The sequence below is a fragment of the Micromonospora sp. RTGN7 genome (assembly GCF_033804645.1).
Lineage (GTDB): Bacteria > Actinomycetota > Actinomycetes > Mycobacteriales > Micromonosporaceae > Micromonospora.
Map to the genome: position 1 here is coordinate 423705 of NZ_JAPZLF010000001.1, position 26336 is coordinate 450040.

General features: G+C 73.1%; 19 protein-coding genes and 1 pseudogene. 14 read left to right on the forward strand and 6 right to left on the reverse strand.

What is annotated here, in order from left to right; all coding sequences use genetic code 11:
- Nucleotides 1-2: 2 nt before the first annotated feature.
- On the forward strand, nucleotides 3-1184 hold the full coding sequence (locus SNR22_RS01795) for a glycosyltransferase family 4 protein (protein WP_320064526.1): 1182 nt from the start codon (nucleotides 3-5) through the stop codon (nucleotides 1182-1184).
- A 55-nt stretch (nucleotides 1185-1239) separates the two neighbouring features.
- Here SNR22_RS01795 and SNR22_RS01800 read toward each other — a convergent pair whose 3' ends face one another.
- Genes SNR22_RS01800 through SNR22_RS01810 form a run of 3 tightly spaced genes read right to left on the reverse strand, consistent with a single transcriptional unit; the run spans nucleotide 1240 to nucleotide 5681 of the window.
- A complete protein-coding gene (locus SNR22_RS01800; RefSeq protein WP_320064527.1) occupies nucleotides 1240-3048 on the reverse strand; it encodes a hypothetical protein in 1809 nt (602 codons plus the stop codon).
- Nucleotides 3049-3051: 3 nt separating this feature from the next.
- A complete protein-coding gene (locus SNR22_RS01805; RefSeq protein WP_320064528.1) occupies nucleotides 3052-4923 on the reverse strand; it encodes a hypothetical protein in 1872 nt (623 codons plus the stop codon).
- Nucleotides 4920-5681, reverse strand: coding sequence for an FkbM family methyltransferase (locus tag SNR22_RS01810; protein WP_320064530.1), 762 nt, complete (start codon nucleotides 5679-5681; stop codon nucleotides 4920-4922). The genes SNR22_RS01805 and SNR22_RS01810 overlap by 4 nt, the downstream gene beginning before the upstream one ends.
- A gap of 113 nt (nucleotides 5682-5794) precedes the next feature.
- Between SNR22_RS01810 and SNR22_RS01815 the strand changes: the two genes are divergently transcribed.
- Genes SNR22_RS01815 through SNR22_RS01830 form a run of 4 tightly spaced genes read left to right on the forward strand, consistent with a single transcriptional unit; the run spans nucleotide 5795 to nucleotide 10116 of the window.
- Nucleotides 5795-7000 carry a nucleotide sugar dehydrogenase gene (locus tag SNR22_RS01815; RefSeq protein ID WP_320064532.1) on the forward strand — a complete coding sequence of 402 codons (1206 nt, stop codon included), beginning with the start codon at nucleotides 5795-5797 and terminating at the stop codon, nucleotides 6998-7000.
- The gene (locus SNR22_RS01820) at nucleotides 6997-7836 is read left to right on the forward strand and encodes a glycosyltransferase family 2 protein (protein WP_320064534.1); all 840 of its coding nucleotides are present in this window, start codon (nucleotides 6997-6999) and stop codon (nucleotides 7834-7836) included. Before SNR22_RS01815 ends, SNR22_RS01820 begins: the two co-directional genes overlap by 4 nt.
- An 11-nt stretch (nucleotides 7837-7847) precedes the next feature.
- A complete protein-coding gene (locus SNR22_RS01825) occupies nucleotides 7848-8873 on the forward strand; it encodes an NAD-dependent epimerase/dehydratase family protein (RefSeq protein ID WP_320064536.1) in 1026 nt (341 codons plus the stop codon).
- Nucleotides 8874-8925: 52 nt separating this feature from the next.
- Nucleotides 8926-10116, forward strand: a complete 1191-nt coding sequence (locus SNR22_RS01830) for a polysaccharide biosynthesis protein (RefSeq protein ID WP_320064538.1) — start codon at nucleotides 8926-8928, stop codon at nucleotides 10114-10116.
- A 76-nt stretch (nucleotides 10117-10192) separates the two neighbouring features.
- On the opposite strand, the gene SNR22_RS01835 is transcribed toward SNR22_RS01830, so the two are convergent.
- A complete protein-coding gene (locus SNR22_RS01835; RefSeq protein ID WP_320064540.1) occupies nucleotides 10193-11047 on the reverse strand; it encodes an arginase family protein in 855 nt (284 codons plus the stop codon).
- 133 nt (nucleotides 11048-11180) lie between these two features.
- Here SNR22_RS01835 and SNR22_RS01840 point away from each other — a divergent pair, with 133 nt between their 5' ends.
- On the forward strand, nucleotides 11181-11708 hold the full coding sequence (locus SNR22_RS01840) for an Lrp/AsnC family transcriptional regulator (protein ID WP_320064542.1): 528 nt from the start codon (nucleotides 11181-11183) through the stop codon (nucleotides 11706-11708).
- Here SNR22_RS01840 and SNR22_RS01845 read toward each other — a convergent pair.
- Entirely contained in the window at nucleotides 11656-16242 is a 4587-nt protein-coding gene (locus tag SNR22_RS01845) for an ATP-dependent helicase (protein WP_413775569.1), read from the reverse strand. The two genes, SNR22_RS01840 and SNR22_RS01845, sit on opposite strands and share 53 nt — an antisense overlap.
- A 191-nt stretch (nucleotides 16243-16433) precedes the next feature.
- Between SNR22_RS01845 and SNR22_RS01850 the strand changes: the two genes are divergently transcribed.
- Nucleotides 16434-16805, forward strand: coding sequence for a hypothetical protein (locus SNR22_RS01850; protein WP_320064544.1), 372 nt, complete (start codon nucleotides 16434-16436; stop codon nucleotides 16803-16805).
- A gap of 63 nt (nucleotides 16806-16868) precedes the next feature.
- On the opposite strand, the gene SNR22_RS01855 is transcribed toward SNR22_RS01850, so the two are convergent.
- Complete coding sequence (locus SNR22_RS01855) at nucleotides 16869-18461, reverse strand: mucoidy inhibitor MuiA family protein (RefSeq protein ID WP_320064545.1); 1593 nt, start codon at nucleotides 18459-18461, stop codon at nucleotides 16869-16871.
- 198 nt (nucleotides 18462-18659) lie between these two features.
- Here SNR22_RS01855 and SNR22_RS01860 point away from each other — a divergent pair, with 198 nt between their 5' ends.
- The 7 genes and pseudogenes from SNR22_RS01860 to SNR22_RS01890 all read left to right on the forward strand — a co-directional run.
- A complete protein-coding gene (locus SNR22_RS01860) occupies nucleotides 18660-21509 on the forward strand; it encodes a Na+/H+ antiporter subunit A (protein WP_320064547.1) in 2850 nt (949 codons plus the stop codon).
- A complete protein-coding gene (locus SNR22_RS01865) occupies nucleotides 21506-21976 on the forward strand; it encodes a Na(+)/H(+) antiporter subunit C (protein ID WP_320064549.1) in 471 nt (156 codons plus the stop codon). Before SNR22_RS01860 ends, SNR22_RS01865 begins: the two co-directional genes overlap by 4 nt.
- Nucleotides 21976-23490 carry a Na+/H+ antiporter subunit D gene (locus SNR22_RS01870; protein WP_320064550.1) on the forward strand — a complete coding sequence of 505 codons (1515 nt, stop codon included), beginning with the start codon at nucleotides 21976-21978 and terminating at the stop codon, nucleotides 23488-23490. Before SNR22_RS01865 ends, SNR22_RS01870 begins: the two co-directional genes overlap by 1 nt.
- A gap of 38 nt (nucleotides 23491-23528) precedes the next feature.
- Nucleotides 23529-24194 (forward strand): Na+/H+ antiporter subunit E, encoded by a 666-nt coding sequence (locus SNR22_RS01875; protein WP_320064552.1) that lies wholly within the window; start codon nucleotides 23529-23531, stop codon nucleotides 24192-24194.
- Nucleotides 24191-24454 (forward strand): monovalent cation/H+ antiporter complex subunit F, encoded by a 264-nt coding sequence (locus SNR22_RS01880; protein WP_320064553.1) that lies wholly within the window; start codon nucleotides 24191-24193, stop codon nucleotides 24452-24454. The genes SNR22_RS01875 and SNR22_RS01880 overlap by 4 nt, the downstream gene beginning before the upstream one ends.
- Nucleotides 24451-24789 carry a monovalent cation/H(+) antiporter subunit G gene (gene mnhG / locus SNR22_RS01885; protein ID WP_320064555.1) on the forward strand — a complete coding sequence of 113 codons (339 nt, stop codon included), beginning with the start codon at nucleotides 24451-24453 and terminating at the stop codon, nucleotides 24787-24789. The genes SNR22_RS01880 and mnhG overlap by 4 nt, the downstream gene beginning before the upstream one ends.
- 205 nt (nucleotides 24790-24994) lie before the next feature.
- A pseudogene (locus SNR22_RS01890) lies at nucleotides 24995-26323 on the forward strand (hemolysin family protein); the annotation flags it as partial.
- Nucleotides 26324-26336 lie beyond the last annotated feature (13 nt).

Genomic DNA, 26336 nt, shown 5'->3' on the forward strand with positions numbered 1-26336 from the left:
CCATGACCCAAACCTCTGGTCCGCACGTCCTCTTCCTGAGCTGGCGGGACACCCGGCATCCGGAGGGCGGCGGTTCGGAGGTCTTCCTCGAACGGGTCGCCGACGAGTTGGCCGCCCGCGGCTACCGGGTGACCCTGTTCTGCCAGGCGCACGCCGACGGCCCCGCCCTGGAGCTGATGCCCGGGGGAGTCCGCATCCTGCGTCGCGGCGGCCGCCACACGGTCTACCTGTACGCGGCCCTGGTCTACCTGGCGGGGGCCCTCGGCGTCGGTCCGCTCGCCCGTCGGCGGCTCGGCCGGCCGGACGTGATCGTCGACGTCTGCAACGGCATGCCGTTCCTCAGCCGGGTCTACGCCCGCTGCCCGGTCATCGCGCTGGTCCACCACGTGCACCGTGAGCAGTGGCCGGTGGTCTTCGGCCCGTGGATGGCCCGGATCGGCTGGTGGATCGAGTCGCGGCTGGCGGTCCGGGTCTACCGGGCCTGCCGGTACGTCACGGTGTCCGAGTCGACCCGCGGTGAGCTCGCCGGGCTCGGCGTGGACCCGGGTCGCATCGCGATCATCTACAACGGAACGCCGGCTGTCGTCGGCGCGCCGGTGCCGCGTACCGCTCACCCGAGCCTGGTGGTGCTCGGCCGGCTCGTTCCGCACAAGCGGGTGGAGCTGGCGCTGCGCGCCACCGCGCTGCTCGCCACGGAGCTGCCGGAGATCGAGCTGGTGGTGGCCGGCCAGGGCTGGTGGGACGAGCCGCTGCGGCGGCTCGCCGCCGAACTCGACATCGCCGACCGGGTCCGGTTCACCGGGTTCGTCCCGGAGGAGCGCAAGCACGAGTTGCTGTGCCGCTCGTGGGTGTCGCTGGTGCCGTCGCTCAAGGAGGGCTGGGGGCTGACCATCGTGGAGGCCGGTGCCCGGGGCACCCCGTCCGTGGCGTTCCGCGCCGCCGGCGGGGTCGCCGAGGCGATGGCCGACGGGCAGACCGGCATGTTGGTCGACGACGAGTTCCAGTTCTTCCAGGCCATTCGGGCGTTGCTGCTGGAGTCGGACCGGCGCGCGGAGATGGGCACGGAGGCCGTGGCCTATGCGCGGCGCTTCACCTGGGCGGTGTCGGGGGAGGCATTCGCCGATGTGGTCGCCGGGCAGTTGCCGGCGACCACATCGCAGCTAGCGGATCAGCGGTTGCCGTAGACCTTGGTGACAGAGTTGGTGGTGGTTTCCTCGGCGACGTGGTCGGCGGACGGACTCACCGCTCCGACCGTTGCGACGAGGCTGATGAAGCCCAGCGCCGCGCCGAGGACAGCAGCGACGGCGAACGTGGCCAGCTTGGCCATAGTCCTACCTCCCCGGGTTCGTGAATGCGCGGACCATACCACGGCGTTCGTCGACGTAGCAGTAGGGTCAGGAGAGCGAAAACCACGATCGACGCGGCGGCCAGGTGCGCGGCGGCCGCGGGCCACCGCGAGGCGGCGGGCGGCGGCGGCGGGACGGCGGCCGGGTTCTCCCACAGTTCGAGGTGCGGGCCGGCGAAAACCGGACGCAGCCCGGCGAGGGCCGTCGCAGGTGGCTCGACGCCGGGTTCGCGCCGGATGAGCACCCACCGAACCCCCAGTTCGGCGAGCGGGCCGTCCGCGTCGAGCACTGCACGGACCCGCGCCGCCCGTGGGTTCTCGCCGTCGACCGTCACGTCGCCGACCCGCAGTGCGTCGTTCATCAGCACCGGCGCGTCCAGGTAGCGCGGCGCGGGGTCACGCACCACAGTGTCCCGGGCCCAGCCGTAACGCTGGTAGCCCTCGAACGGCAGCGAGAGCACCTCGCCGGGCGCAGCGGCGACCCGCGTCGCCACCGCGTCCCAGTCGGCCGGGTAGTGCACCGGCCGAAGCTGCCCGGCGGCGCCGAAGGCCAGGTCGGGCAGGACCGCCACCGGCAGCAGCGCGGCCGCGACCAGCACGACCCGGCCCGCCCCGGCGTCGAGGCGGCGAGCCAACCTGCCGGCGAGCACCTCGGCGCCGAGGGCCACCCCCAGTGCGAGCAGGACCGCGTACGGGATCAGGAACTTCTGGCCGTCGCGCAGCAACCCGGCGCCCGGAACCGTGTCGATGAGCCGTTCCAGGAGCGGTGCTCCGGGCGCGGTGCCCGCCGCGGCGACCAGGAACGCGCCGGCCGCGAGCAGCCCGAGCCGCCCGGCTCCGCCCGGCCACCGCCGGCGTAGTTCCCGCACACCCACCACGGCCACCGCGAGCAGCACCAGCGTCGCGACCGGCACCAGCGGTGAGGACCGGCTGTCGGGAACGGTCTGCGCGTTCCAGATGCCGCCGGTGCCGGCCAGCGCGGTCCACGCGCCGCCCCAGTTCTCGGCCCGCGCGGCGAACGCGGCGACGCCTTCCGGGTCCGATCGGCCGTCGGCGGCACTCGTCGCGGCCGCGACCAGCCAGGGCGCGTTGAGCGCGGCGACCGCGCCGAGGGCAGCGGCGGTGACCCGGCGCCAGCCCGCGAAGCCACCGGGCAGCAGCACCGCCACGGTGCAGAGCGCGATCACACCGCCGGTCGGGGTCACCGCCGCCGGTGCCGCCGCCAGCACCAGGCGGGCCAGCCCGCCGGGCCGGCCGGTGCGCACGTCCCGCACCGCGGCGACCAGCCAGGGCAGGGCCGCGTACGCCAGCAGGAGGCCCCACTGCCCGAGCAGCAGCCGCTCGGCGAGGTACGGCGTCCAGGCATAGGCGAACGCGCCGGCCACCCGGGTGAGCGTCCGTCCGGTCGGCATCAGTCGGGCCATGCCGAGCGCCGCCAGGTAGACGATCGCGACCAGCGCGATCCGCTGCACCAACCAGCCCGGCGCGACGAGGTTGGCGGCCGACACCAGCGCGTCCAGCGGTACGGCGCGGGGCAGCGCGTCGGCCGGCGCGACCATCTCCCAGTTCAGCGGCTGACGGGGCACGAAGACCATGTCGTAACGCAGCACGTAGCCGGGTAGGACCAGCGGGGCGAGCACCACGGCGGTGATCGCCGCCGCGACGGCGTGCGGCACGGTGTGCGGGATCAGCCGGTGGCGCATTGGCTACCCGACCGGCTGTGGCACCAGCGCGCCGATCTCGATCTCGTCGGTGCAGAACGAGGCCGTCGGGTCGCCCACCGTGAGCTGGACCTCGTCGCCACCGGCAGACACGAGCAGGAACATCGCGTTGAGCCCGCGGTGTACGTCGAACGGCACCGCCTCGCCGTCGCCGAGCCGGAACGTGGCGGTGGTGTCCCGGTCGCTGATGTACCCGATCCGCACCGCCTGCCAGTAGTCGACGACCGTCGCTTTCAGGGGGATCCGCGCCGTCCGGCCCCTCGTGACCGGGTAGCCGCAACCCGGCGTCGGCCCGGGCGCCGCCTTGACGCCCTTGACCCAGGCCGGGCGGACGTGGCCGGAGGCGTCGAAGACCCACAGCTTGCGGGCCCTGGTCACGAAGATCGGCCCGTCGTCGAGCGGTGCGAAGAATCGCGATTGCAGGTTCCACGGGTGGGACAACCCGGGGACCACCGGCTCGGGCACCGGCTGGTCCATGAAGACGGTCCCCGGCTCGGCGATGGCCAGGTCGGCGCGGGCTGTGTTCAGGTAGTCGCGCCCGGCCTTGGACCGCCAGTCGGTGCCGAAGTCGACGCCGCTGTAGACGCTGCTGGCGATCAGCAGGACCAGGCCGACGGCGAGCGCGGTGGCGAACTGCTGGGGGTGGCGACGGATCGGTGCCGGTTCGGCGGCATCGGTGGGTTCTGCGGCGGCCGGCTCTGCAGGGGCGGGCTCCGCGCGGCGCAGGCCGCAGAGCGCCACGCCGACGCAGAGGGCCGCGACCAGCAGCAGATCACCGAAGTAGCGCGGCACCAGCCCGGCCACCCCGCTGAACCCGGACCCGAGCCGGGTCGCGCCGATCAGCCCGGCCGCCAGCCCGGAGCAGAGCGCCAGCAGGATCCATGCCCGGACCGCCACCGCGCGGCGCAGCCACACCGTGAACCCGACGAACGCCGCCACGATTGCCCACGAAACCCACTGGGCGGCCTGGGTCGGGGCGACGACGGCGGGGCCGTCCGCGGCGTCGAGCCAGGTCCACGGGCCGCCCACCAGGCCGGCGGGGAGGGACTGCCCGTAGAACTGCTGGAGGAACGTGCCCACCTCGCCCGCCGAGGTCGGCGCGCGCAGCGTCGACGCCGACACCGACAGGTAGCCGGCCAGGAACACCACGGAGATCCCGGTGAGCACCAGCCAGGCGGGCCACCAGCGGCGGATCGTGGTCAGCACCGCCCGCAGCGGCCCGCCCGGTGCGTAGAGGCAGAGCGTCAGCAGGAAGACCACCGCGACCACCAGCAGCGCCTTCTCGAAGAAGAGCAGGGCGACGACGACCGACGCGCCGAGCGTGACCAGGTGGCGGGGTCGGCGGGTACGGAGGTAACGCACCTGGGCCCCGATGGCCACGATCATGGCCAACTGCATCGGCAGCAGGTTGATCCCCACCGCCCACCACGCGCTGACCTCCAGCGTCAGCGGGTTGAACAGGAACAGGCAGAGCGGCACCAGCAACGCCCAGCCCGCCGGGAGCAGCAGGCGCAGCAGCCGGTAGAAGGCGACGCTGACGGCCAACTGACCGAGCACCATGAGCGTGGCGTACGGCCAGTAGTCGTACTCGGTCAGCCGGTGGGTGACCCAGGTGAGCAGCCGGGCGGCCGGCATGAGGTGGTTGTTGTAGAGGGAGAACAGGTGCCCCGGTGACAGGCCGCCGGCGTCGGCCTGGGCGATGATCGGGAAGTCGTCGGCGGTGAGGAACCCGCGTGTGGTGATCGACGCCCGCCAGAACACGCTCGCGGTGATCAGCACGACGGCGGCGACGTGGATCAGGTCGACGCGCTGGGCGGCCGTGGTGTCGGGCGCGGCCGTGGCCGCCGGCTCGGTCATCGGGGCGGCTCCTCGGGGCGGAACAGGACCATGTTGACGTAGCGCGGACGCGGGTGGACGACCCGCCGGGCGAAGCTCTGCGCCACCCGGCCGAGCGCCGCCCGCTGGTGTGCGACCAGGTCGAAGCCGGCCAGCGGCAGCCAGCGGTCGTCCGGCATGACGTACGGCCGGTAGTTCCACCCGTCGAGCAGCGCGAGCACCGGGCCGATCGGCTGGATCCGTTCCTCGAGTTCGATGAGCAGAAGCGGGCCGTCCCGCCGGATGGTGCGCTCGGCGCCGCGTAACGCCGGCAGTTCGTGGCCCTCGACGTCGAGCTTGACGAACCGCACGTCGGTGAGCCCGAGACCGTCCACGGTGATCCGCTCCACGGTGACCGATGGGCCGTCCCCGTGCTCCAGAGACGAGGTGCCGATACCGGGACCACCGGTGGGAACGAACAGCTCCGCGGTGCCCGTCCGGTCGGAGGCCACCGCCTCGACGACCCGCACGTCCGGGTAGGCGGCGGCCACGCAGCGCGCCAGCTCGGCGGCCGGTTCCACCGCCACGACCCGATCGGCCAGCCGCCGCAGGCCGCGAGTCCACGGCCCGTACCAGGCGCCGATGTCCACCGCGGTGCCGCCGCGCGGCGCGTAGGAGGGCAGCCGGGCGAGCTCCGGTTCGACCCGCGGATAGGCGAGCCGAACAGCGGCCCCGACGGCGCGGGCCGGGAGCCTGGCGGCGAACCGCGAACTCAGTTCCGTGGGCAGCGTGCTGGCCATGGGGTGGAACCTTAGACCCTTATCGACGGGTGGGTAGACCCGAGGTTTCCTCACCAGTAACCTGCACTGGCCGGCGGGCGATTTCCGCGCCGGGCCGGCGGAAGGGTGCGGCGATGACACAGGCGGACGGTGCGGTGGCGGTCGACGTCTGTGTCGTGGGCGGGTGCGGGCGGGTCGGCCTGCCGCTGGGTATCGCGCTGGCCTCGCGCGGCCTGAGCGTCGTGCTGTACGACATCGACGCCGCCGCGGTTGACCGGGTCAATTCCGGTGCGCTGCCCTTCGCCGAGGCGGGCGCCGCGGAGCTGCTGACCGAGGCGCTGGCCGCCGGCCGGTTGCGGGCGAGCACCGAGGCGACGAGCGTCGGTCTGGCCGAGACCCTGATCGTGGTCGTCGGCACCCCGGTCGACGAACACCTCAACCCCGACCTCAGCGCGGTGCCCCGGGCGTTGGAACGCTGCGCCGAGCACCTGCACGACGGGCAACTGGTGGTCCTGCGCAGCACGGTCTACCCGGGCGTGACGGCGCTGACCGAGAAGCTCTTGGCGCGCCGGGGCCTCGCGGTCGACGTGGCGTTCTGCCCGGAGCGGATCGCCGAGGGCCGGGCGATGACCGAGCTGTTCACCCTGCCGCAGATCGTCGCGGCCCGGACGCCGCGGGCCATGGAACGGGCGGAGCGGCTCTTCCGCCGGCTCACCGACTCGATCGTCGAGCTGGAGCCGGAGGAGGCCGAGCTCGCAAAGCTGTTCACCAACACCTGGCGGTACGTGAAGTTCGCGACCGCGAACCAGTTCTGGATGATGGCCAACGACTTCGGCCTCGACTTCGCCCGCATCCGGCACGCCGTCGCGTTCGACTACCCGCGCGCGGCCGACCTGCCGATGCCCGGTTTCGCCGCCGGACCGTGCCTGCTCAAGGACACCATGCAGCTGGCCGCGTTCAACCGGAACAACTTCGTGCTCGGGCACTCGGCGATGTTGATCAACGAGGGTCTGCCGCTGTACCTGGTCTCCCGGCTGGAGGACCGGTTCGACCTCGCCACGATGACCGTCGGCATCCTGGGCATGGCGTTCAAGGGCGGCAGCGACGACACCCGCAGCAGCCTGGCGTACAAGCTGCGCAAGATTCTGACGCTCAAGGCGGGGGAGACCCTGTGCACCGACCCGTACGTGGTCGACGACCGGCTCGTCCCGCTCGCCGACGTGCTCAGCCGCGCCGACCTGCTGGTGATCGCCGCACCGCACGCCGAATACGCCGACCTCGACACCGACAAGCCACTGATTGACATGTGGGGCCTGACCGGACGGGGCGTGCGGGTATGAGACCCCGGGTCACGGTGGTCATCCCGGTCTACAACGAGGGCGCGGACGTCGTCCGCTGTCTCGACCGGATCCTGCGTGAGGTGCTGCTGCCGGCCGAGGTGCTCATCGTGCACGACATGCCGGAGGACACCACCGTCCCGTACGCCGAGGAGGTCGCCCGCCGCGATCCGCGGGTCCGTCCGGTGCTCAACACATACGGGTCCGGGCCGGCCAACGCGATCCGGTTCGGCATCGACGCGGCACAAGCGCCGGTCGCCGTGGTGACGATGGCCGACGGCTGTGACGACCCACGGCAGATCGACGAGCTGGCCCGGCTCGTCGACCGTGGGGTGGTGGTCGCCGCCGCGTCCCGTTACATGCCCGGCGGGCAGCAGGTCGGCGGGCCGCGATTCAAGCGGATGGCCTCCCGGTGGGCCGGGCGCACCCTGTGGCTGCTGGCGAGGGTCGGCACCCGCGACGCGACCAACAGCTTCAAGGCGTACGACACCGACTTCGTCCGCGAGGTCGGCATCGAGTCCCGGACCGGGTTCGAGATCGGCATCGAGCTGACCGCGAAGGCGACCCGGTTGCGTCGCCCGGTCGCCGAGATCCCGACGATCTGGCTGGATCGGCAGCTCGGCGAGTCCCACTTCGACCTGGGGCGGTTCCTGCCCAGCTATCTGCGCTGGTACTTTTTCGCGTTCGGTCGGCGGCTGACCACGCAGCAGCTCGCCGCGCGGTGGGAGGCGCGGCGCCCGGCGCCGGCCGCGCCCGCGCCGGACGTGGCGACCGGCGACGTGCCGACCGACGAAGTGACAACCGGCGGCGTGCCGACCGACATCGACGTGGCGCGGTAGAGGAGATACGGATGGCGACGGTGCTGGTCACCGGCTCGGCGGGATTCATCGGCGGCTACCTGGTCGAGGAACTGCTCGGTCGCGGGCACGACGTGGTCGGGCTCGACAACCACTCGAAGTACGGCCCGGTGGCGCACAGCTACGACAACCATCCCCGCTACCGGTTCGTCGAGGGCGACGCACGCGACGCCGCGCTCCTCGCCGACCTGCTCGCCGACTGCGACCACTTCGTCGCCGGCGCCGCCATGATCGGCGGGATCTCCTACTTCCACGCGTACGCGTACGACCTCCTCGCCACCAACGAGCGGATCATGGCGGCGTCCTGCGACGCGGCGATCGCGGCGCACCGGGCCGGCCGGCTGCGCAAGGTCACCTACATCTCGTCGTCGATGGTGTACGAGTCGACCGACCGTTGGCCCAGCCGGGAGGGCGACGAGCGGCGCATCCCGCCGCCGCTGTCCTCGTACGGCTTCCAGAAGCTGGCGGTCGAGTACTACGCGCGGGCGGCCTGGGACCAGTACGGGCTGCCGTACACGATCGTGCGGCCGTTCAACTGCGTCGGTGTCGGCGAGGGGCGGGCGCTCGGCGAGGCGGAGGTGCTCTCCGGCAACGTCAAGCTGGCGATGTCGCATGTGGTCCCCGACCTGGTGCAGAAGATCGTCAAGGGGCAGGACCCGCTGCGCATCCTCGGTACCGGCGAGCAGGTGCGCCACTACACCTACGGCGGCGACCTGGCGCGCGGGATCGCGGTGGCGATGGAGCACGAGGCGGCGCGCAACGATGACTTCAACCTCTCGACCGCCGAGTCGACCACGGTGCTGGAGCTGGCCGAGCTGATCTGGCGCAAGATCAAGGGCCCGGATGTGCCGTTCCACCACGTCAGCGACAAGCCGTTCGAGCACGACGTGACCAAGCGGGTGCCGGACGTCGCCAAGGCCCGCGAGGTGCTCGGCTTCACCGCGACGACCGGCCTCGACGCCATGCTCGACGAGGTGATCCCGTGGGTGACCCGGGCCGTGCACGACGGCCGGCTCTGAGCCGCGTCGTGCCCGGTGGGCACTGCGACCCATCTCCCAGGCGGCTGGTGCCATGACCACGACGACGTCGGCCCGGCGGCGGATCGGCATGTCCGGGGCGGCGGTGGCCGTGGCGGGAGCACTGACCAACGGGCTCGGCTACCTCGTGCCCGTCCTCGGCGCCCGACAGCTCGGCCCCGGCGACCTGGGCGCGCTGGCCACCGTCCTCGCGATCGCGGCGATCGCCGGCGTTCCCGGGGTGGGGCTGCAGATCGCGGTCGCGATCCACCGGGCCCGTACGCGCGGCGCGGCGAGCGGCCGGATCGGCTGGCTGACCGCGGCCGTCTGTGCCGGTGCCGTGGTCGTCCTGACGCCGGTCCTGAGCGCGCTGCTGGACCTTTCGCCGGCCGTGACGCTGCTGCTCGCGGTCTACACCGGCGCCGTGGTGGTGGCCGGCCGGTGGCTGGGCGAGTTGCAGGGTGACGAGCGCTTCCTACGCCTGGCACTCGGCATGGCGGTGCTGGCCGTCGGGCGGTACGCCGGACTGATCGCCGGCCTGCTGCTCGGTGCCGGCCTGACCGGGTCGGTCCTGGCGGGTACGGCCGTCACGTTGCTGATCCCGCCGGTCCTGGCCCACCTGGCCCGTTCGCGGGTCGACGCGTCGGGCGGCCACGGCATCACCGCCCGTCAGGTCCTCACCGCCTGCTCGGCGACGCTCGCGATGCTCGTCGTTTCGTACGCCGACCTGATCCTGGCCCGCCACCTGCTGCCCGCGGACGCCTCGGGCGGGTACGCGGTCGGGACCGTGCTCACCAAGGGGGCGCTGTGGGCACCGCAGGTGGTCACGGTGCTGGCGCTCCCGCGCCTGGCGCAGGGCAACCGGCGGGCCCTCATGATCGCCCTCGGGCTGGTGGCCGGCTGCGGGGCGTTGCTGGTGGCGGCGTCGGCGCTCGCCGGTGGCCTCGCGTTCCGCCTGGCGGGCGGCACCGACTACGTCGGCCTCGGCCGCTACGCGCCGGTCTTCGCCGCCACCGGCGCCCTGTACGCGCTGGTGTTCGTGCTGGTCAACGCCCAGGTGGCGGCGGGCGCACGGTGGCCGTCGGCGCCGCTGTGGGCGGCGACGGTCGGCCTGATCGTGGTCGCCGAGTGGGTGGTGCCGCACACCTTCACGGCGATCCTGTGGTGCGCGGTCGGCACGGCCGTGGTGGCGCTCGCGCTCACTGCGCTCGCGACCCGCCGGGGTGGCGCGCAGCCGGTGCCGTGACCGGGGCCTTCGGTCGCAGTCTCCATGACGCACCCACGGTGTTGGGGCGGTTGGGGCGAGCCCGAGCGCGCGGTCATCAGAGGCCACTATCGCGGGGCATCCCCGCCATGCGGAGCAGCGGCTGAAGGGCGTCCAGGAGCGGACCGGGGTGGATTGGGACGCCATCGGGGTCTTCCCCGGCCTCGAACTCGCCGATTTCCAGCCCGACGACGTCGAACTCGCTCATGGCGAGCGCGGCGGATCTGAGATCGCCGAGTGTGAGGCCGCCGGGCACGAGGTAGTCGGTGGGCACTGTGCCGGGCTCGAGGACGTCACAATCGATGTGCACGTAGACCGGACGGCCGGCGATCGCGGCTCTCAACCTTTCCGCCAGGTCTGGGCCTACCTCGACCAGCGTGATCACGCCGTCATCGATGAGGGGCTGTTCGGCCGGGTCGATGTCGCGCGCCCCACAGAGGATCGCGTTTTCTGGTTTCAGTCCCTGTCCCAGACCGGAGTCCCACATTCCGAGCGGGCCGCTGAAGGCGAGGCCTCCGAGGTAACCAGTGGTGGTGCTCTGGGGTGTGTTGAGGTCTGCATGCGCGTCGAGCCAGACGACCACCGCATCCGGGCGATGCCTGGCGACGACCGGGAGCGTCGCCAAGGCGACTGCGCAGCGGCTCAGCGCTGTGACGGGAAAAGCGCCGTCGTGGAACAGCCCGTCGAAGTGCTCTGACATGGCGTGGAGCGCTGGTCGAGCCACGGCCAGTTCCTCGTCCCAGTTCGTGCACAGTGCGGGCTGGGGCGACCCGATGACGACCGGCGCTGACCCCAGGCGAGCTGCGAGTTCGGCTGCGATCATGCGCGATCCCTGCATGGCGTGGTCATTGTGGTCGCCGGCGCGGGCCGCGAAGTGGGTGACCACCGGTCCCGAGGTGTTGGAAGCGGACACGGGTTCTGGCCTTCACCAGAGCTGACAGTGACGACCTGACCGTAGGAGCAGCCGAAGTGGTGACACAATGAGCAACTAGTACGCAATCTGCTGCCTATTGCAGCAGATTGCACAGGGGGAGAGGGCGATTTGCGTGCTTGATGATCTCGATCACCGACTGATCTCGGAGTTGCGTCACGACAGCCGCGCTCCGGTCGCTGTCCTGGCTCGGGTCCTCGGTGTGAACCGATCGACGGTGACAGCGAGAATCGAGCGGCTCCGCGACTCCGGGGTGATCGAGGCGTTCACGGTCCGGCTGAGCAACGACGTCGACCGGGACGCCATCCGGGGCGTCACGATGGTCAGGATCGAACCGAACCGTGGCCAGGACGTAGTACGGGCGGTGCGGGGCTACCCCGAGGTCGAGACCCTGTTTTCCACGATCGGGGCCTGGGACCTGGTCCTACAGTTGCGCGCCGCTTCACTGTCGGAGTTCGATCTCGCACTGGAGAGAATCCGTGGACTCGCGGGGGTCCTGGACACGCAGACGAGCCTGCTGTTCAACTCGTTGACGGGTGACCGCTCAGCCGTTGGGGCAGACCGTCCGGCGGCGACCACCGCAGGCGTGGTCAGCCGCGTAGGCGTAGGCCGCGGGGAGTCGCCCGGAAGCCGGCGGAGGTGAGCGCGTCGCGCAGCGGGGACGCGGAGATCGCATCCCCGTCGGCCCGCTCCACCGACATCGCCCCCAGCGCGCCGGAGTGCACCGCGTCGGCGAGCGCCTTGCCGGCCGCCGCGAGGGCGTCCGGGTCGTCGGCGAAGGAGAGGATCGTCCGGCCGCCGCGCTCGACGTAGAGCACCAGGTCGCCGCCGACCTGCACCACCACGGCGCCCGCCTTGCGGCCGGCCCGGTGGCCGGTGGCCGGGGCCGCCCCGTCGCCGGAGTCGACCACCCGTTCCGGCCAGGGCAGGGCCGCGCCGTACGGGTTGGCCGGGTCGGTGGCGGCGAGCACCAGCGTCTGCCCGCCCCGGCCCCGGCCGCCGTCGGTCGGGTCGGCGAGGGCGCGGATCCGCTCCACCGCGCCGGGCACTGCGAACTGGGCCGCGCCCAGCCCCTCCACGAAGTATCCCCGCCGGGCTGCCCCGCGTTCCTCCAGTGCGGACAGCACCGGGTACACGGCGGCGAAGCCGCCGGTGACCTGCTCGGCGATGACCGCGCCCCGGGTCACCACGCCGTGCCGCTCCAGCAGCACGTCGGCCAGGGCAGCGGCCCGCCGGGTGGGGTCGAGGTCCCGTTCCGGCAGCCGCGACCAACGGCCGGCGACGGTGGGCGGGCCGCTGCGGCTGGGCAGCGCGACCCGGCCGGGGCGGCGGTACCGGGTGCGCGGCGCGGTCGGCCGGGACCGGTGCGCCCCGCCGCCGCCGAGCGCCGCCCGCAGCGGGGCGAGGGTGTCGTTGGTGAGGTGCCCGGCCCAGACCAGGTCCCAGATCACGGCGGTCAGTGCGGCGTCGTCGGTGGATTCCACCCGGTCGGCCAGCGGCCGGAAGAACAGCGCCTGACCGTCGGCGAGGGCATCGAGCACGGCGTCGTGCAGCGGGGTACGGGTCAGCGCGTCGTCGGGCGGGGGGAGCAGCAGCGGCGCGGCATCCGCGTATGCCAGGGTGACCCAGCCGTCGCCGCCGGAGATCGCCCCGGACCCGGCCCAGACCACCTCGCCGCTGGCGCAGAGCTCGTCGAGCTGGGCGGGGGAGTAGTCGGCGACCCGGGCGGGCAGCACCAGGCGTTCCAGCGCGGACGCTGGCACCGCCGCCCCCTGTAACTGCTCCACGGCGGCGGCGAGGGCCTCCATCCCCCGAGCCGACGAGCCGACCTGCTGCCAGCGGGGCAGGAACGCCGCGAGCGCCCTCGGCGGCACCGGCTCGATCTCCCGGCGCAGCGCGGCCAGGGAACGGCGGCGCAGCAGCCGCAGCACCTCCGCATCGCACCACTGGGTGCCCACGCTGTCGGGGGCGAACTCGCCGGAGATCACCCGCCCGGTGGCGGCGAGCCGGCGCAGTGCCTGCTCCACGACGAAGACCCCGAGGCCGAACCGGGCGGCGCAGGTGGCGGCGGCGAACGGGCCGTGAGTGCGGGCGTACCGGGCGACCAGGTCCCCGAGCGGGTCGGCCACCGGCGCGAGGTACGCCTCGGCCACCCCGACCGGCAGCGCCACACCGAGCGCGTCGCGCAGCCGGGCGGCGTCCTCGATGATCACCCAGCGCTCCTCGCCGGCAATCCGCACCCGCAGCACCCGGCGGGTCGCCGCCAGCTCGGTGAGCCAGTCGACTGGGGCACCACGCTCGGCCAGCTCCGGCTCGGAGAGGTCGCCGAGGGTGCGCAGCAGCTCGACGGCGTCCTCGGCGTCGCGGGGGCGGCGCTGCTCGGTGCGCCAGCGCAGCTGCCGCTCGGTCTCGGCGAGCACCGCCGGGTCGAGCAGCTCGCGCAGGTCCACCCGGCCGAGCAGTTCGCCGAGCAGCGCCGAGTCCAGCGCCAGGGCGGCGGCCCGCCGTTCCGCGAGGGGGGCGTCGCCCTCGTAGAGGAACGCGCCGACGTATCCGAAGAGAAGCGATCGGGCGAACGGCGACGGCTGGGTCGTCTCCACCTCGACCAGGCGGACCTTGCGGGCGGCCAGGTCGCGCATCAGCCCGGCCAGCGCCGGCTGGTCGAAGACGTCCTGGAGGCATTCCCGGGCGGCCTCCAGGGTGACCGGGAAGTCGGCGTACTCGCGGGCGACGTCGAGCAGTTGCGCGGAACGCTGGCGCTGTTGCCAGAGCGGTTGGCGGCGGCGCGGGTCGCGGCGGGGCAGCAGCAGCGACCGGGCCGCGCACTCCCGAAACCGGGACGCGAACAGCGCGGACGTGCCGACCGACTCTTCGACGAGCTGGGTGATCTCGTCGGGCTCGAAGACGACCACATCGGCACCGGGCGGCTCCTCGGCGGTGTCCGGCAGCCGCACCACGATCCCGTCGTCGGACGGCATGACCTGGGCGTCGACGCCGTACCGCTCGGCCAGCCGGCGGCCGATCGCCAGCGCCCACGGGCCGTTGACCCGGGCGCCGAGCACCGAGTGCACGGCGAGCCGCCAGTCGCCCAGCTCGTCGCGGAACCGCTCGACCAGCACCGTGCGGTCGTCGGGCAGCGACCGGGTGGCGGCCTGCTGCTCCCGCAGGTATGTCATCAGGTTGCCGGCGGCCCAGTCGTCCAGCCCGCCGGCGCGTAGCGCGGCCACCGCAGCCTCGTCGCCGTGACGCAGCAGGGTGCGCACCCGGGCGCCGATGGCCCGGCCCAGCTCCACGGGCCGGCCGAGCTGGTCGCCCTTCCAGAACGGCATCCGTGCGGCCTGCCCGGGGGCGGGGGACACCAGCACCCGGTCGGGGGTGATCTCCTCGATCCGCCACGACGACGAGCCGAGCAGGAACACGTCGCCGATTCGCGACTCGTAGACCATCTCCTCGTCGAGCTCGCCGACCCGGGCGGCCCGTTCGGCCCCGGCCAGGAAGACGCCGAACAGACCACGGTCGGGGATCGTGCCCCCGCTGGTCACGGCAAGTCGCTGCGCCCCGGGCCGGCCGGTGAGCACGTCGGCGGCCCGGTCCCAGACCAGCCGGGGACGCAGCTCGGCGAACGCGGTTGACGGGTACCGCCCGGAGAGCATGTCCAGCACGGCGTGCAGGGCGGAGTCGGGCAGCTCGGCGAAGGGCGCCGACCGCCGGACCAGGGCGGCGAGGTCGCCGACCCGCCACGGTTCCAGCGCGACCATGGCGACGACCTGCTGGGCCAGCACGTCCAGGGGGTTGCGGGGGTGGTGCAGCTCCTCGATGGCGCCGGCGGCCATCCGCTCGGCGACCACCGCGCAGGAGAGCAGGTCGCCCCGGTGCTTCGGGAAGATCACCCCCCGGGAGACCGCGCCGACCTGGTGCCCGGCCCGGCCGACGCGTTGCAGGCCGGCGGCCACGCTGGGCGGGGCCTCGATCTGCACCACCAGGTCGACGGCGCCCATGTCGATGCCCAGCTCCAGGCTGGAGGTGGCCACCACGGCGGGGAGCTGCCCGGACTTGAGCGCCTCCTCGATGTGCTTGCGTTCTTCCCGGGAGACGCTGCCGTGGTGGGCGCGGGCGATCACCGGGGCCGCACCGGCCGCCGCTCCGGACTGGGCCATCACCTCGGCCGGCGGCCGGGCGGGGGGTCTCTCCGGCTGCCCGGTCAGCTCCTCGGCGGCCAGCTCGTTGAGCCGGGCGCAGAGCCGCTCGGCGCCGCGCCGGGAGTTGGTGAAGACGATCGTCGAGCGGTGTGCCCGGATCAACGAGAAGACCCGCTCCTCCACGGCCGGCCAGATCGAGGCCCGGCGCGGGCCGGGGCCGCCGAGGTCGTCGGGGGGTTGCTCCCGCTCGTCGAGGCGGGTCATGTCCTCCACCGGGACCTGGACGCTGACCTCGATGGTCTTGGCGCTTGGCGGCTGCACCACGTCGACGGGGTGGGACCCGCCGAGGAACCGGGCGCAGGCGTCGATCGGCCGGACGGTGGCGGAGAGGCCGATCCGCTGGGCGGGGGCGGGCAGCAACTCGTCGAGGCGTTCCAGGGAGAGCGCGAGGTGGGCGCCGCGCTTGGTTCCGGAGACCGCGTGTACCTCGTCGACGATGACCGTCTCCACGCCGCGCAGCGAGTCCCGCGCGGCGGAGGTGAGTAGCAGGAACAGTGACTCGGGGGTGGTGATGAGGATGTCCGGTGGGGTGCGGGCGAAGGCCCGCCGCTCGTCGGCGGGGGTGTCGCCGGTGCGCATTCCCACGGTGATCTCCGGCGGTGGGATGCCGAGCCGGGTGGCGGCCTGCCGGATGCCCGCGAGCGGGCCGCGCAGGTTGCGCTCGACGTCGACGGCGAGCGCCTTGAGCGGGCTGACGTAGAGCACCCGACAGCGCTGTCGGGGCTCGGCCGGTGGCGGCGACCCGGCAAGCCGGTCCAGCGACCAGAGGAACGCGGCGAGGGTCTTGCCGGAGCCGGTGGGGGCGACGACCAGGGCGTTGCGCCGCGCCGCCACGGATCGCCAGGCGCCGACCTGGGCGGCGGTGGGGGCGGCGAAGGCCGCGGTGAACCACTCCCGGGTCGCCGGGCCGAAGCCCGCGAGCACCCGGTGCGCCTCCGCCGCGCCGAAGCCGGCCGTCACCTCCGCCATGCCTCCCATCCTGCCCCCGAGGTGGGACATCCACCCGGCCCGGGAAGGGAGGCCCACGCCCGGCCGGTTCGGGCGGCTGTTCGACTACGGAGAAATGCACGCAGAAGGAGCGGTTTTTCCGTTAAGTCTTACTTAACTGCTTGATTGTGAGCCGCAACCTACAGTAACTTCACCCGCAGTGCTAAGGGTGAGGAGAGCGGATGGCCGTCGAGGAACGAGGCTCCGGGTCCGGCACCGACGTGCTCATTCGCAAGGTCGACAGCCATCTTGCCGCACTCCGCGCCGGCCTGCACGGCCCCGAGCTTGAGCTGGCCGAGCAGCTTGCGAGCTGCCTTCGGGAGCTGGTCCGGCAGACCGCCCAGTCCAGCGCGGCCGACCGGGGGCAGGTCCGCGCCGCAGTGCACTACTTCGTCCTGCGCCGGGAGAGCCGGGGACGACTGCTCGCCGTGCGCTCCCTCGCCGCAGCCCAGCGCGTGGTAAACAAGGTCGTGCTCCAGCTCGGCCGCCCCGACCTGCTGGTGGAGAATCGCCCCGACCTGTTGGTCGAAAACCGCCCCGACCTGCTGGTGTGACCCGACGCTGCCGTCCGAGCCGGTTCATCCCGCGCCAGGGGCCGAACCTGGCGATCGCCCCGGTCACTCCCGCCAGCCGGCCAGTTCGATTCCCTTGGCGAGTTCGACCCGGAAGCCCATGGTGATCTCGGTGCTCTCCCCGGGCGCGAGTCGTAGCCGCCAGGTCAGCTCGCCCAGCTCGGTGCGTTCGGCTGGCGGTGGGGTGAGGGTGGGTTCCCGGACGACCACTGCCTCGTCGCGGGATACCGGGAGTTGGTCGCGTACCTCCACGGTCGCCGGTCGGGGTGTGTGGTTGGCCACGTTGATTCGGTACTCCACGTCCCGCCGTCGGGTGGAGCCGAGGGTGGCCCGGGTGTCGGCGCGTCGGCGTAGTTTCCGTTCTACCCGTAGCCGGTCGTCCACCCCGAGTGCCAGTTCGGTCTCCTCGCCGGGTGCCCACGTCGGCAGTCGGGTGGCCGTGATGAAGTCGGCGCCGTGGAAGACTGCCGCTGGGCCGGGGAGCAGCGTGTGTGCCGAGGTGTTGCGGACCGTCGCGCGTAGGTGCGCCTCGGCCGCGTGGACCGGCACGGTCACATGGTCCAGTAGGGCCGGCAGGTCCAGGACGGCGATGGTGGCCCGGTGCGCGCTGCCGTCGGCGGGTACCGCGACCGGGCGGGCCGGCCGGTAGGTGGCCGCGCTGACCCCCTGCTCGACCGCGGCGACGCTCTCCCGCACCTTGGGGAGCGGCGGGCCGGACCGGGCCGCACCGCCCGTGAGGGCCGGCGGCGCGCCGGGCGGCGGGGATCCCGGCCACCTGTCGAAGCTGGCCGCCGGCATGGGCGTCTGCGGCGGTGCCGGCCGGATCCGGTCGAGATACCAGGGCGACAGTTCGGGTACGCCGGCCGCCGCCGCCGGGCGGGCGGTCGAGAGCTGGAGTACGCACTCCGGCCAGTCCTCGCCGGTGTCCTGACTGACCAGACCGAACCAGGTCACGGTCATGGTGTCGTCGACCAGCCGCAGGTCGTAGGAGGACTGCCAGCGGGCCCCGTCGACCAGGTAGGTCAGCTCCAGGTCCAGCTCCGCGTCGTCGGCGTCCACGGACACGGTCACCTCGGCGGCCAGCCGGTCAGGTTGCCGCTTACCGCTCGCGGCGTCGAGTTGCCGCTGGACGGCCGCCAGTTCCTCGGTGAGGTCGGTACGCCGCCGGGCCAGCCCGCGCCGCCGGCCGTGGGAGTCGGAGAGTTGGCCGGCCACCGAGTCGGCGAAGGTGACCACGTCGTTCGGGTCGGCGTCACCGGAGGCCAGCGCGCGGGCGTACGTGCCGCCGGCCCGCTCGGCCAGCCGGGCGAGGAACTGCCCCCGCTGCTCCTCGATCCTGTCTGCGTCGTCGACCCCGGCCAACTCGTCGGCCAGTTCCCGGGCCCGCTGCTCCAGTTCGCGGACCTGCCCGTCAACGCTGCGCGCCTGCCGCCACGTCGTCACGTCCACACCGAGCACGGTGGCCGCACCCCGGCCACCGACCCGAAGCGAGTCCCGCCGCAGGCCCAGCGGCAACGGCGCGACACGCACCCGGTGCTCACCGGCGGCCAACCGGGTGCTGCCCCGGCGGGTGACCCGCGCCCGGTCCGGATAGACGGTGACACCGACGATGGGTGCTTCGATCTCCACTGCGTTCACGGCGCGAGGGTAGTCGGACCGTGCTCGTGGTGTCGGCTGCCAGGTAAGGGGTGACGAAGGGGACTGCGGTGACGCGGGCCGAGCCCGTCACTGGATCCCGTCAATTCCGGCAAAACCTCCCATCGGGCCGAGAACTGGCGTCTGATCGCTTATAGGCGTTTCCCTCGGGGTGCGCCGCCACCTCGACCGGGAGCACGGGTGCTGGTACTGCTGATCCTCCACCTCGTGGCGGCGCTCGTCGCGCCGTTGCTGGTCCGGTGGTGGGGTCCGCGGGCCTGCTATCCACTGGCGCTCGTGCCCGCTGCCGCGTTCGGCTGGGCGCTGGCCCGGACGCCTGCGGTGCGTGACGGCGGCGCGGTGGTCGAGACGTACCCCTGGGTGCCGCAGCTGCGGCTGGAGCTGGCGTTCCGGCTGACCACCCTGTCCTGGCTGATGACCCTGCTGGTCGGCGGCGTCGGGGCGTTGGTGCTGGTCTACTGCGCCCGGTACTTCTCCGCCGGCGCGGTGGGGCTGGCCCGGTTCGCGGCCGTACTGGTCGCCTTCGCCGGCGCGATGCTCGGCCTGGTGCTCTCCGACAGCCTGCTGCTGCTCTACGTCTGCTGGGAGTTGACCACGATCTTCTCCTACCTGCTGATCGGGCACAGCGCCGAGCGGCGGGCCAGCCGCTGGGCGGCGGCGCAGGCGCTGATGGTGACCACCTTCGGCGGGCTGGCCATGCTGGTCGGCTTCCTGATGCTCGGCCGGCACGCCGACGGGTACCGCTGGTCCGACCTCGCGGCGGCAGACCTGCCGCACGGCGGTTACCTGGTCACGGCCGTGCTGCTGGTGCTGGCCGGGGCGCTGTCCAAGTCGGCGGTCCTGCCGTTCAACTCCTGGTTGCCCGTCGCGATGGCCGCCCCCACACCGGTCAGCGCGTACCTGCACGCGGCGGCGATGGTGAAGGCCGGCGTCTACCTGCTCGGGCTGCTCGCGCCGGTGCTGGCCGCGGTCGGGCCGTGGCGCCCCGTGGTGGTCACCGCCGGTCTGCTCACCATGCTGGCCGGGGGGTGGGCGGCGCTGCGGCAGACCGACCTGAAGCTGCTGCTGGCGTACGGCACCGTCAGCCAGCTCGGGCTGCTCACCGTGGTGCTCGGGGCGGGCACCGCGCAGGCCGCGCTCGCCGGCACGGCCATGCTCTTCGCCCACGCCCTGTTCAAGGCGGCGCTCTTCCTCGTCGTCGGCGCGATCGACCACGCCGCCGGCACCCGGGACCTGCGGGAACTCTCCGGCCTGCGGCGGCGGGCCCCGCTGTTGGCCACGGTCGGGGTGCTGGCCGCGGCCTCCATGGCCGGGGTGCCCCCGCTGGTCGGCTTCGTCGCCAAGGAGGCCGTCCTCGCGGCGTTCACCGACCACCCGCTGGTCCTCGCCGGGCTGGTCGTGGGCACCGTGCTCACCGTCGCGTACAGCGCCCGTTTCGTCTGGGGCGGGTTCGCCGACCGCCCGTCCGTCGCGCCGACCGAACCCGATCCGGTCCCTGCCGCCATGCTGGGGCCGCCGGCCCTGCTGGCCGTCGCCGGGCTGGTCGTCGGGCTGCTCGCCGGCCCCCTGGGCGGCCTGCTGCGCCCGTACGCCGAGCTCTTCGGGCCGGTCGACGAGGGCCTCGCGCTGTGGCACGGACCGACCGTCGCGCTCGGGCTCTCCGCCCTGGCGCTCGCGGGTGGCGCGGTGCTCTTCGCGCTGCGCGGCCCGCTCGCCCCGGTGCTCGAGCGGGTCCGCGCGCCGGTGACCGGTGCCCGGGGGTACGAGTGGCTGACTCAGCGGTTCGACCGGCTCGCCATCGAGGTCACCAGCGTCACCCAGCGCGGGTCCCTGCCGCAGTACCTCGGCACGATCCTGCTCGTCCTGGTTGCCGTGCCCGGCGGGGCGATGCTGGCCGCCCGCCCGTGGCGCCAGGGGATCGATCTGTGGGACACCCCGTTGCAGCCGGTGGTGGGACTGGTGATCGTGGTGGCCGCGTCGCTCGCCATCGGCGCCCGGCGCCGGCTCACCGCGATGCTGCTGGTCGGGATCACCGGCTACAGCGTGGCGATGCTGTTCGTCCTGCACGGCGCGCCCGACCTGGCGTTGACCCAGTTCCTGGTGGAGTCGTCGACCATCGCGGTCTTCGTGCTGGTGCTGCGCCGGTTGCCCGAGAAGTTCTCCGCCCGCCCGCTGCGGCGCAGCCGCTGGGTGCGCCGGTCGATCGGAGTGGCCGTCGGCGTGGTGTTCGCCGGCCTCTGCCTGCTCGCGGCCGGGGCCCGGACCGCGCCGCCGATCTCGCTGGACTTTCCGGACCTGGCGGTGGCCCAGGGGTACGGGCGCAACGTCGTCAACGTGACCCTGGTCGACATCCGGGCGTGGGACACCATGGGCGAGATCTCCGTGCTGGTGGCGGCCGCGACCGGGGTGGCGAGCCTGATCTTCGAGCGTTCCCGGACCGGCCCCCGCCCCCGTCGCCCCCGCCGCCGCCCCGAGCACCCGGCCCCCCGCCGGGGACCGCAGCGGCCGGTCTGGCTGCGCGGCGGCCCGACCCTGCGGAAGCACCGCCGGTCGATCGTCTTCGAGGTGGTCACCCGGCTGCTCTTCCACACCATCGTGCTGTTCTCCCTCTTCCTCCTCTTCGCCGGCCACAACGCTCCGGGTGGCGGCTTCTCCGGCGGCCTGGTGGCCAGCCTCGCCCTCGTCGTGCGCTATCTGGCCGGTGGCCGGTACGAGCTGGCCGAGGCCGCCCCGGTCGCCGCCGGCACGGTTCTCGGCACCGGCCTGGCGGTGTCGGTCGGCACCGGCCTGGTCGCGCTCCTCGCCGGCCGGTCCGTGCTGGAGAGCGTGAAGGTCGACATCTGGCTTCCCGGCGTCGGCGACCTCCACGTCGTCACGTCGATCTTCTTCGACGTCGGCGTGTACCTGATCGTGGTCGGGCTGGCGCTGGACATCCTGGGCAGCCTCGGCGCGGAGGTCGACCGGCACATCGAGGCGGCCGGCAAGAACGAGCGTGGGCTGGTCGTCGACCCGGAGGGGAGGCGGCGGTGAGCGGGACCGGGGCGAACCTGGTGCTGGTGGCCATCGTCGGGGTGCTCGTCGGCGCCGGCGTCACCCTGCTGCTGGAGCGCAGCCTGACCCGCATCCTGCTCGGCATCATCCTCTTCGGCAACGGGGTGAACGTGCTGATCCTGCTCGGCGGCCGGTCCGGCCGGGCGCCGGTGGTCGGCAGCGGCCCGGCGGAGGAGATGAGCGACCCGTTGACCCAGGCGATGGTGCTCACCGCCATCGTGATCACCTTTGGGCTCACCGCGTTCCTGCTCGCGGTCGCGTACCGCAGCTGGTACCTGGGGGGCAACGACGAGGTGCAGGACGACCTGGAGGACTGCCAGATCGCCGAGCTGGCCGCGCGCAACGAGCTGCCCGCCTCCGACCTCGGGGGCGAGGGACCGGACGACGACCCGGAGCAGGTCGATCCGGAGCCGCGTCCGCGCCGACCCCGGCGAGGGGAGGCGTGATGACGGGGTACGAGGCGCTCGTGCCGCTACCGGTGGCGGTGCCGCTGCTGGGTGCCGCGTTCACGCTGCTGCTGGCCGAACAGCCCCGGCTGCAACGCGCCGTCAGCGTGGTCGGGCTCTCCACCAGCCTGGTGGTGGCGGTGGTTCTGCTGGTCGAGGCGTACCGGCACGGCCCGGTGGTCATGCGCGTCGGTGGGTGGCCCCCGCCGGTGGGGATCGTGCTGGTGGCCGACCAACTCGCCGCGCTGATGGTGGTGGTCTCCTCGGCGGTGACCCTGTGCGTGCTGCTCTACTCGATCGGCCAGGGCCGGGGGGACATCGGCGAGAGCACCCCGGTGACCATCTTTCACCCCACCTACCTGGTGCTCACCGCCGGCGTGACGAACGCCTTCCTCGCCGGTGACCTGTTCAACCTCTTCGTCGGGTTCGAGATGCTGCTGGCCGCGAGCTTCGTGCTGATCACCCTCGGCGGCACCGAGGTTCGGATCCGGACCGGGTCGATCTACGTGGTGGTCAGCATCCTGTCCTCGATGATCTTCCTGGCCGGGGTGGGTCTCGTGTACGCCGCCACCGGCACCCTCAACATGGCCCAGCTCGCCCACCGGCTCGACGAGCTGCCCGACGGGGTCCGGCTCAGCCTCCAGCTGATCCTGCTGCTGGCGTTCGGGATCAAGGCGGCGGTGTTCCCGCTCTCGGCCTGGCTGCCGGACAGTTACCCGACCGCGCCCGCGCCGGTCACCGCGGTCTTCGCGGGCCTGCTCACCAAGGTCGGCGTGTACGCGATCATCCGCACCGAGACCCTCTTGTTCCCCGGCGGGGACGTCGCGGGCCTGCTGATGGTGGTGGCCGGGCTGACCATGGTGGTCGGCATCCTCGGTGCCGCCGCCCAGTCGGACATGAAGCGGCTCTTCTCGTTCACGCTGGTCAGCCACATCGGCTACATGATCTTCGGGGTGGCGCTGAGCACCGTCGCCGGGCTGTCCGGCGCGATCTTCTACGTGGTGCACCACATCACCATCCAGACCACCCTGTTCCTGGTCGCCGGGCTGGTCGAGGTGAAGGCCGGCAGCACCGACCTGCGCCGCCTGGGCGGGCTGGCCCGAATCGCCCCGCGGCTCGGGGTGCTCTTCTTCGTCCCGGCGATGAACCTCGCCGGTATCCCGCCGTTCTCCGGGTTCCTCGGCAAGCTGGGCCTGCTCGAGGCGGGGGTGGCCGTCGGCGGCCCGTTGGCCTGGGCCCTGGTCGCCGCCGGCACCGCCACCAGCCTGCTCACCCTCTACGCCGCGTCCAGGGTGTGGAACATCGCGTTCTGGCGGGCCCCGCAGCTGCCCACCGCCGACCCGCCGATCCGGCTGCCCGCCCTGATGATCGGCGCCACGGCGGCCCTGGTCGCCCTGGGCCTGGTGTTCACCCTCGCCGCCGGGCCGCTCTTCGCGATCACCACCGACGCGGCCACCGATCTGCGCGCCCGCACCCCGTACGTGCGCGCCGTCCTGCCCGGCGGCGCCCCGTGACCGGAGATCGGGACCCCGTGGCCGGCGACCGGGGTCCGATGTCCGGCCGCCGACCCGGGGACGGGTCGACCGACGGTCCGGACGGCTCGGAGGGCTCGGCTCGCCCCCGGGCCGGGCGGTCCCGGGACCGGCTGCTGGCCCTCGTCTGGCTGGTCGGCGTCTGGAGCCTGCTCTGGGGCCGGGTCTCCTGGGGGAACCTGGTCGGTGGGCTGCTGGTCGGCGCGGCCGTGCTGCTCTTCTTCCCGCTGCCGCCGGTCACCTTCGGCGGGCGGCTGCGACCCTGGGCGCTGCTCGTGCTGGCGGGCCGGTTCATCACCGAACTGGTCATCGCCAGCATTCATGTGGCCCGTATCGCCGTGCACCCCGGCTACCGGCCCCGGGGCGCGCTCATCGCGGTTCGCCTGCGGGTGCGCACCGACCTCAACCTGGCGCTCACCGCCGAGGCGATCTCGCTGGTCCCCGGCACGCTGATCATCGACGTCGACCGGGAGGACGGCCTGCTCTACGTGCACGTGTTCGACGTACGCGGGCCGGCCGATCTGACCGACAGCCGGGAGCGGATCCTCGCCACGGAGGCCCGGATCGTCCGCGCGATCGGCTCCGCCGCCGAACTTCGCCTGCTGGACGCCCCGCCCCCCGCCGCCTCCAAGACCTCCGCCGCCGCAGATCCCGACCCTCCCACCGACAGGGGGCCCGACCAGTGACCGTCTTCCTCGCCACCGTGCTCACCGTGCTCTTCTCGGTCACCGCGTTGCTCGCGCTGGCCCGGTTGTACCGGGGGCCCTCGCTGCTGGACCGCGTGGTCGCGGCCGACGTCCTGCTCAACACGATGGTCGGCGCGGTCGGGGCGGAGGCGGCGGTCAACCGGCACGCCAGCACCCTGCCCGTGCTCGTGGTGCTCTCCCTGCTCGGCTTCGTCGGTGCGGTGGCCGTGGTCCGCTTCGCCGTCCGGGAGGAGTCGTGAGCGCGGGCACGGTCGCCGACTGGCTGGGCGCGGCCTGCCTGATCTCCGGGGGCCTGCTCAGCCTCGCCGCCGGGGTCGGCGTGCTGCGCTTCCCGGATGTGCTGGACCGGATGCACGCGGCCACGAAGCCGCAGGTGCTCGGCGTGCTCCTGCTGCTCGCCGGGGTGGCGCTGCGGCTGCGCACGTCGTCCGACATCGGCATGATCGTCCTGGTCGCGGTCTTCCAGCTGACCACCGCGCCGGTGGCCGCCCAGATGGTGGGGCGGGCCGCGTACCGCTCGGGCCGGGTCGACCGCTCCCTGCTCGACGTTGACGAACTCGCCGACGAACGGTGAAGGCGAACTCGCCGACGAACGGTGAAGGCGAACCCGTCGACGAACGGTGATTCGGTGCTGTTCTCCACTCCTTCCAGCGGGCACTCAGCCGACGCCGATAAAATGGCTGCATGATCGACTCTTCTGCCCAGGAGGGCAGCAGTAGCACGCCGGGTCGTGCCCGGCATCTGCCCGTCCCGACGACCCCGGGAGCCCTGAGCGACCCGTGTTGATCGTCGTCGGACTCGTCCTTATCATCGTCCTCACCGCCGCCACCGGTTACTTCGTGGCCCAGGAGTTCGGTTACGTCGCAGTTGACCGGGGCAAGCTCAAGCAGCTCGCCGACGACGGCGACCAAGCCGCCGCCCGGGCGCTGGAAGTGACCGGTCGGCTCTCCTTCATGCTCTCCGGAGCGCAGCTCGGCATCACGGTGACTGCCTTGCTGGTCGGCTATGCCGCCGAGCCGTCCCTGGGCGCCGGGCTGGCCGAGCTGCTCGGCGTGGCCGGGCTCTCCACCTCGGTCGCCCTGCCGCTCTCCATCGCGTTGGCCCTGCTCATCGCGACCGTCGTGCAGATGGTCCTCGGCGAGCTGGCCCCGAAGAACCTGGCCATTGCCCGGGCCGTACCGCTGGCCCGGGCGCTCAGCCGCTCCACCCTGATCTACCTGAAGGTCTTCGGGCCGGTGATCACCCTGTTCGACAAGGCAGCCGTGCGGCTGCTGCGCCGGATCGGCATCGAACCGATCGAGGAGCTGCCCAGCGGTGCCACCCCGCAGGACCTGGAGCAGATCATCGCCGAGTCCCGCGAGGAGGGGAGCCTCGACGCCGAGATGTCCGACCTGCTCGACCGGGGGCTCGACTTCCGAGGGCTGACCGCAGGGGAGGCCATGGTGCCCCGGGTCGACGTGCACACCGTCCGGACGCACGAGCCGCTGAGCCGGGTGGTGGAGCTGCTCGACACCGGGCACTCCCGGTTCCCCGTACGCGGCACCGAGGGCGTCGACGACCTGGTCGGTGTCGTCGGCATCTCCGAGGTGCTCTCCGTGGCCCCGGCCGAACGCGCGACCACCCCGGTCAGCGCCGTCGCCGTACCCCCGTTGCTGGTGCCGGAGACGTTGCCGCTGCCGACGGTGCTGGACCGGCTCCGGGTCGGGCACCGGCAGCTCGCCTGCGTGGTCGACGAGTACGGCGGCTTCGCCGGCGTCATCACGCTGGAGGACATCGCCGAGGAGCTGGTCGGACCGATCCGCGACGAGGACGACCCACCGGACCGGGCCCCGGCCCGGCAGGACGACGGCTCGTGGGTGGTGCCGGCGCGCTGGCGGATCGACGAGGTCGCCGACAGCACCGGCATCGCCCTGCCCGAGGCCCCCGAGTACGACACCCTCTCCGGCCTGGTCATGCGCGAGCTGGGCCGGGTGCCCGAGGTGGGCGACCGGCTGGAGATCGCGGTGACGGGCGACGGCGACGCCCAGACCGAGGCGCGTGCCCTGGTCGAGGTGCTCGCGGTGGATCGGCACGTCGCCGACTCCGTCCGGCTCCGGCTCGTCGACACGCCCGTCGGCAACG